The 6,745-nt window shown below is 70.1% G+C and carries 4 protein-coding genes; 2 read left to right on the top strand and 2 right to left on the bottom strand.

Annotation, left to right across the window (positions count from 1 at the left end):
• Nucleotides 1-210: 210 nt before the first annotated feature.
• Together ACXJKR_RS20450 and ACXJKR_RS20445 are read right to left on the bottom strand one after the other, a co-directional pair.
• The gene (locus tag ACXJKR_RS20450; RefSeq protein WP_457324373.1) at nucleotides 211-1,854 is read right to left on the bottom strand and encodes an ATP-dependent DNA ligase; all 1,644 of its coding nucleotides are present in this window, start codon (nucleotides 1,852-1,854) and stop codon (nucleotides 211-213) included.
• Nucleotides 1,851-2,891: a ligase-associated DNA damage response exonuclease gene (locus ACXJKR_RS20445; RefSeq protein WP_457324372.1), complete on the bottom strand. Its 1,041-nt coding sequence runs from the start codon at nucleotides 2,889-2,891 to the stop codon at nucleotides 1,851-1,853. Before ACXJKR_RS20445 ends, ACXJKR_RS20450 begins: the two co-directional genes overlap by 4 nt.
• Nucleotides 2,892-3,040: 149 nt before the next feature.
• Here ACXJKR_RS20445 and ACXJKR_RS20440 point away from each other — a divergent pair, with 149 nt between their 5' ends.
• Together ACXJKR_RS20440 and ACXJKR_RS20435 are read left to right on the top strand one after the other, a co-directional pair.
• Complete coding sequence (locus tag ACXJKR_RS20440; protein WP_457324371.1) at nucleotides 3,041-4,762, top strand: ShlB/FhaC/HecB family hemolysin secretion/activation protein; 1,722 nt, start codon at nucleotides 3,041-3,043, stop codon at nucleotides 4,760-4,762.
• On the top strand, nucleotides 4,762-6,745 hold a 1,984-nt coding region (locus ACXJKR_RS20435; protein ID WP_457324370.1), incomplete at its 3' end, for a two-partner secretion domain-containing protein. The genes ACXJKR_RS20440 and ACXJKR_RS20435, both read left to right, overlap by 1 nt.

Below are 6,745 nucleotides of genomic sequence, written 5' to 3'. Positions count from 1 at the left end.
GGGACAGCAGCGAGAGCGCAGCGGCTCGCGTCTGCCCACTCACCGRSCGGYTGTTGCACGGCGCAGCTCGTGCATGTGGTGCTGGTGTGCGGTTCAGGGCCTCTTCTTTGGTGACTTTCTTCTGGCCCCGCAGAAGAAAGTTACCCGGCCGCCGGGACGGACTCCCGGCAATGCATCGATCAAGAGCACTCGTCGCAAAAGCAACCAACATCACGCCACCGCATCCATCAAGGCCCTCAACGACGCCAACGTATCCGCCTCCCACAACGGCTTGTCATCCCTTATCCGCAGCATGCGCGGAAACCTTACCGCGATGCCACTCTTGTGCCGCGAGCTCGCCTGGATGCCCTCGAAGCCCAGCTCGAACACCATCGTCGGCCGCACGCGCCGCACCGGCCCGAACTTCTCGACCGTCGTCTTGCGGATCTCGCGGTCCACGCGCTTGATCTCCTCGTCGGTCAGCCCCGAGTAGGCCTTGGCAAACGGCACAAGTGTCAGATCGCCGCCCGTTGAATCCAAAGCCGCCTCAGCCTCCGCTGCATCCCGCGGCGCGCGGTTCCAGACGGCAAAGCTGTAGTCCGTGTAGAGGTTGGCGCGGCGGCCGTGGCCGGCCTGGGCGTAGACCAGCACGGCGTCGACGCTGAGCGGCGCGACCTTCCACTTCCACCAGGCGCCGACGGTGCGGCCGATGCCATAGGCCGACTCCCGGTGCTTCAGCATCAGCCCTTCGACACGCTTCTCGCGCGAGCCCTCGCGGGCCGTCGCCAGCCCGGGCCAATCGCCAGCGTGCACCAGCGGCGACGTTKCAATGCCCAGCTGCTCCAGCCGCGCACGCCGCACATGCATGGGCTCCTGGCGACGGTCCACGCCTTGGCTCTCCAGCAGGTCATAAGCCAGCAAGCGCACCGGGGCCTCGGCCAGGATGGCCTTGGACAGCTTGGTGCGGCCGATGCGTTTTTGCAGCAGCGCAAACGGCGCCGGCTCGGCCTCGCCGTGGCGCCAGGCCAGCAGCTCGCCGTCCACCACCGTGCCATCCGGCCAGCTGCTCGCTTCCAGCACCACCTCCGGAAAGCGTTCCGTCACCAGCTCCTCGCCGCGCGACCAGATCCACACCTGGCCGTCGCGCTTGACCACCTGGGCCCGGATGCCGTCGTACTTCCACTCCGCCAGCCAGTCGCCGCGCTCGCCCAGCGCCGCCGGCTCGCCGGGCAGCGCATGCGCCAGGAAGAAGGGGTAGGGCTGGCCGCCACGAGAGCCGCTTGTGTCCTCGGCCAGCAGCGCCTGGAAGCGCGCGGCCGTCGGCGGCGTGTCGATCTGGGTGTAGCCCATCATGCGCTGGGCGATGCCGGCCGCGTCGGCCCCAGACCACTCGGCCAGCGCCCGCTGCACCAGCAGCTTGCTGACACCGACGCGAAAGCCCCCGCCCACCAGCTTGACGAACATGAAGCGCTCGTCCGCCGACAGGCCCTGCCACGCGCTCAACACGGCCTCGCGTCGCGCCGCTGCGTCGAGCGCACGCAGCGGCAGGATGCGCTGCTCCATCCAGTCGGCCAGCGGCTCGTCGAGCTTGTCCTGCGGGTCGGGAAGCACGTAAGCGATGGCCTCCGCCAGGTCGCCGGTGACGGCATAGCCGGCCTCGAACAGCCACTCCGGCAAACCCGCCGCCTCGCAGGCCAGCGCTCGCAGCTCGCTCGTGGGCACCGCTCGGCGCGGCGTGCCGCCGGCCAGCAGATAGACGGCCCAGGCCGCATCACGCGCGGGTGCGTCGGCCAGGTAGCGTTTCAATGCCGCCACCTTGGCCAGTGTGGACGTGCTGGCGTCGATGGCGAGGTAGAGGGCGACAAAGCGCTTCATTGCGCCGCCTCCACGCCATGCGTCTCGTCGCCGTACTCGGTCGCAAAGGCCTCGGCCTGCAAGCCCAGTTCACTCAGATAGCGCACCAGCGCGCCCTCGTCGCCATGCGTGACGATGACGCGCTGGGCGCCGGTCGATTGAATGGCCGACAGCAGCCCCGGCCAGTCGGCGTGGTCGCTGAAGACGAAGCCGCGGTCCACGCTGCGGCGCCGGCGGGCGCCGCGCAACCGCATCCAGCCGCTGGCAAAGGCGTCGCTGTGCGGCCCCAGCGCTTTGGCCCAGCGACTGTCCTGCACGGCCGGCGGTGCGATGACGAGCGCGCCGCGCAGCGCCTTGAAGTTCGTTTCCGGCGTCACGGTCTCCACCTCCGGCAGGGCCACGCCCGCCGCGCGATAGGCCTCGTTCAGCCGCGCAACCGCTGCATGCACCAGCACCGGCCCAGGTGCGTCCGCGGTTGCCAGCCCCGCCACCAGCCGCTGCGCCTTGCCCAGGCTGTAGCCCATCAGCAGCGCCTGCTTGCCCTGGGCCGCGCAATCGGCCCACCAGGTGCGCATCTCGGCCAGCACCTCGGTCTGCGGTGCCCAGCGGTAGATGGGCAGGGCAAAGGTGGCTTCGGTGATGAAGACATCGCAGCGCACCGGCTCGAAGGGCGCGCAGGTGGTGTTGGCCTCCCCCTCAGCATTCACCGCGCCGCTGACGAAGTAATCGCCCGACACGACCCAGACCTCGCCGCGGTGTTCCACCCGCACCTGGGCCGAACCCAGCACATGGCCGGCAGGGTGCAGGCTGACGGTTGCCTCGCCCAGTTGCAACGGCTCGCCATAGGCCAGGCCCTGGAAGGCCATGTCGGGACCCACGCGGGAGCGCATCAGCCCTTCGGCGTCGCTGTGGGCGAGGTAGGCGCCGTGGCCCTCGCGGCAATGGTCGGCATGGGCGTGGGTGATGACGGCACGCGCCACCGGCCGCCAGGGGTCGATATGGAAACCGCCCGCCTCGCAATACAGGCCCTCGGGGCGGCGGGTGATCAAGTCAGCCATGGACCCAGTGTGCCCAGGTCGGCGCAGCACGCTTGTCGGACGGCATCCGCTCATTTACGGGACTCGCGCGGAACTCAAACGCCAGAGCCGTGACTCACCACGGGTGCGACCGCCAGGTCATGCCCGCCGCCACTGCTACGGACCCGACCTTGCTGCTCGATCCCCGCCATCGCCGATGCTCGCCCTTGCGCCTCAGCCTGCTGGCTGTGCAAACGCTGGCCTGCGCCTCGGGCTGGGCAGCCGGCACGCCGCCGGTGGTGCCCACGCCGGCCGAGCTGACCCGCCCGCCCGAGGCTCGCAACACCGAGCTGCCGCCCGAGCGTCCGCAGCAGGTCACGCGCGAGCTCGGCAAGCCCGACGACGAGCTCAAAATCGACGTCACCGCCTACAGCCTGTCGCCCGACGCCCCAGCCGCCCTGCGCGAGGCCCTGCCGCGATTGACTGCTGCCTTCGTCGGCAAGGACCGTGGCTTCGAGGATCTCGTCAACGCTGYCAACGAGGTGACCCGCTTCCTGCAGCGCGACCTGGGGCTCTACCTGGGTTACGCCTACATCCCGGAGCAGACCTTCGATGGCCAGACGGTGCGCATCGCCGTGCTGGAGGGGCGGCTGGACCGCGTCGTGCTGAACTGGAGCGACGGCCTGCCGGTGGACCGTGAGGTCGTCGAGGCCTATCTGGCACGCCTGAAGCCRGGCGACGTGCTGACGGTGGAAGCCGTCGAGCGCACGGTCTTCCTGATCAACGACCTGCGCGGCATCGTCACGCGGGCCGAGGTCAAGGCCGGCAGCGCGCCGGGCACCGCCATCCTCGAATTCACGCCGCGCGCCGAATCGCGCTACAGCGGCAGCGTCGACGGCGACCTCAATGGCTCCAAGGTCATCGGTGCCCAGCGCCTGGGGGCCCAGGTCGTCATGGCCAGCCCGCTGGGCCGCGGCGACGGTCTGTCGGCATCAGTGCTGGCCTCCACCGGCGGCGGCCTGCTGTTTGCGCTGCTGGGCTACACCAGCCCCATCGGCGCCGACGGTTTCAAGGCCGGCGCGTCGCTGTCGGCGGTGCGCTATCAGCTCGACAAGAAGGAATTCCCCCTCGGCCTGGACGGCACCGGCACGACGCTCAACCTCTTCGCCCTCTACCCCTGGGTGCGCTCTCGCAACCTCAACCTGTTTGCGCTCGGGGCGGTGGACGCCAAGCGCTATGTCGACAAGGTCGCGGCCCTGTCGACGAAGAAGCATGTGGACGATGCCAGCGTCGGTGTCAGCGGCGATTTTCGCGACAGCCTGCTGACCGGCAGCGTCAACACCTTCGAGCTCAACCTGGCGCAGGGCCGGCTCAACTTCCCGGCCGGCGCGCCCAGCGGTGGCGACGACGCGGCGAGCTTTCGCAAGCTCAGCTTCGCGGCCTCGCGGCTGCAGAACGTGCTGAGCAATCGGCTGTTGGCCTATTTCACGATGCGCGGCCAGTGGGCCCTGTCCAACCTCGACTCGACCGAGCAGTTCCGCGCCGGGGGGCCGAACGGCGTGCGCGCCTATGCGCCGGGCGAAGGCACGGGCGACAGCGGCGCCGTCGCCAGCCTGGAGCTGCGCTGGCTGCCGCCGGCCAGCCTGTTCGGGCGCTGGGCCAGCGAGCTGGTGCTGGCGGCCTTCTACGACGGCGCCTTCATCCGCTACCGCCACGATCCCAACCTCGTGCTGCGCGAGCCCGGCTACGTGAATCGCGCCTGGCTGGGCGGCGCGGGGCTGTCCCTGGTATGGGCGCGCGGCAACGCGTATGCCTTCCGCATGAGCCTGGCCACGCCCACGCACGGCCATGCCAGCACCGAAAGCCAGTCGAGCAAGCTGCGCCTGTATGCCCAGGGATCGTGGAGCTTCTGATGTGGCGCCTGCAACCCCTCGCCCTTGCTCTGTGCCTTGCCGCAGCCTATCCGGCTGCCCATGCGCTGCCTCAAGGCGCCCAGGTCGTGCAGGGACAGGTTGCAATTCGCCCGGGCCTGATCCAGCAGGGCAGCGACAAGGCCATCGTCAACTGGCAGAGCTTCTCCATCGCCGCGGGCGAGGGCCTGCGTATCCAACAGCCCAGCGTCAATTCGGTGCTGGTCAATCGTGTCGTCGGTGGCGACCCGTCCCTGATCCTCGGCCAGATGCAGGCCAACGGCCGGGTCTTCCTGATCAACCCGCGCGGCATCGTCTTCGGGCGGGGATCGCAGGTGGATGTCGGCGGTCTCGTCGCGTCCACGCTGGACCTGTCCGACACCGCCTTCATCGCCGGCAACTACCGCTTCTCGGCGGGCGCGGGCGCCAGCGCGCTGCAAGCTGACGGCAGCATCAGCGCGCCGGGCGGCACGGTGGCGCTGGTCGCCCCCCAGCTCAGCGTTGGAGGCAGCATCGCGGCGCGGCGTGTCGGGCTGGGTGCAGCCAGCACGGTGCAGGTGGATGTGGAAGGCGACGGCCTTGTCCTCTTCAATCTGCGCAACGACGACAACCGCGACGTCGCACTGAAATTCAGCGGCCGCGTGCAGGCCGAGAGCAGCGCCGAGATGCGCGCCCAGGCTCGTGGCGGCGCGGCCGGCCAGGTGCTGAACATGGACGGCATCGTGCAGGCGCGGGGCTTGAGCCAGCAGGGCGGGCGCGTCGTCATCGACGGCGGCACGGTGGGCGTCACCACCGTCAATGGCAGCGTGGACGCCAGCGGCGAACGAGGCGGCGGCATCACCGTGCTCGGCCAGAAGCTCGCGCTGCTGGACGGCGCCCGGCTGGACGCGTCCGGGCGCCTCGGCGGCGGCAGCCTGCAGGTCGGTGGCGGCTTCGAGGGCAGGGGCACCGAGCACAACGCCGAGCAGACCTGGATAGGTGCCGGCGCTGAGCTGCGCGCCAATGCCACCGAACGGGGCGATGGCGGCCGCATCGCCGTCTGGGCTGACGGACGCACCGACATGCTCGGCAGCATCTGGGCCCGCGGCGGGCGTCTGGGGGGCAATGGCGGCATGGTCGAGACCTCGGGCCGCCAGCAGCTCAACCTGCTCGGCCGCGTTGACGCCAGCGCACCGCTGGGGCGGTCGGGCCAGTGGCTGCTCGACCCCAACGACGTGGTCATCAAGGCCAACAGCGGCACCAACACCAACGTTGGCGCGGCGCCGAATTTCGCCAGCACGGACGATGCCGCCGTGGTCGACGTTGGCGCCCTCAACAATGCGCTGTCCGGCGGCACGTCGGTGACGGTGCAGACCCTGGCCTTGGGCACCAACGGCCAACATGGCGACATCGACGTCCAGGCCGCCATCGTGCCTACCGGCGCGGCCACGCTGAACCTGATCGCCTTGCGCAACATCAGCTTCAGCGCCGGCAGCATCGGCGCGGGGGCAGGTGCCCTCAACGTCGTCCTGCAGGCCGGCGGCGACATCACCGGCAGCACCCTCAATACAGGCGGCGGCAGCCTCACCGCGGCGAGTTCGGGCGCGGGCACCGTCGCACTGGGCAGCGTCACCAGCGCAGGCCTGACCCTCAGCAGCGTTGGCGGCGACGTCGTCCTGCCGACCGGCACGGTCACGGGCAATGTCGGCGTCACCACCAGCGGCAGCGGCGCGATCACGCAGGCCGGCGCGTTGGCGGTGACTGGCACGACGGGTGTCACCACGGGGTCCGGCAACATCACGCTGACGGCGGCCAGCAACAACCTGCAGGGCGCGGTCAGCCTGATGACCACCGGTGTCAGCCAGGTCAGCAACGGCAGCGGCAACGCACTGACCCTGGGTGCGCTGAACACCCATGCCCTCACCGCCAGCGCCACGGCAGCGAACCTGAACGTGGGCAGCGGCACCGTCACCGGCAATTTCAGCGTGACGACGACCGGTACTGGCA

This window comes from Roseateles sp. P5_E11 (assembly GCF_054049355.1).
Note: the sequence above shows the minus strand (reverse complement) of the source record. Positions and strands in the feature narration are given on the sequence as shown.

Bases quoted from the DNA above. Each gene is read 5' to 3' on its own strand.
- ACXJKR_RS20445 (WP_457324372.1), bottom strand. From the start codon at position 2,891: ATGGCTGACTTGATCACCCGCCGCCCCGAGGGCCTGTATTGCGAGGCG.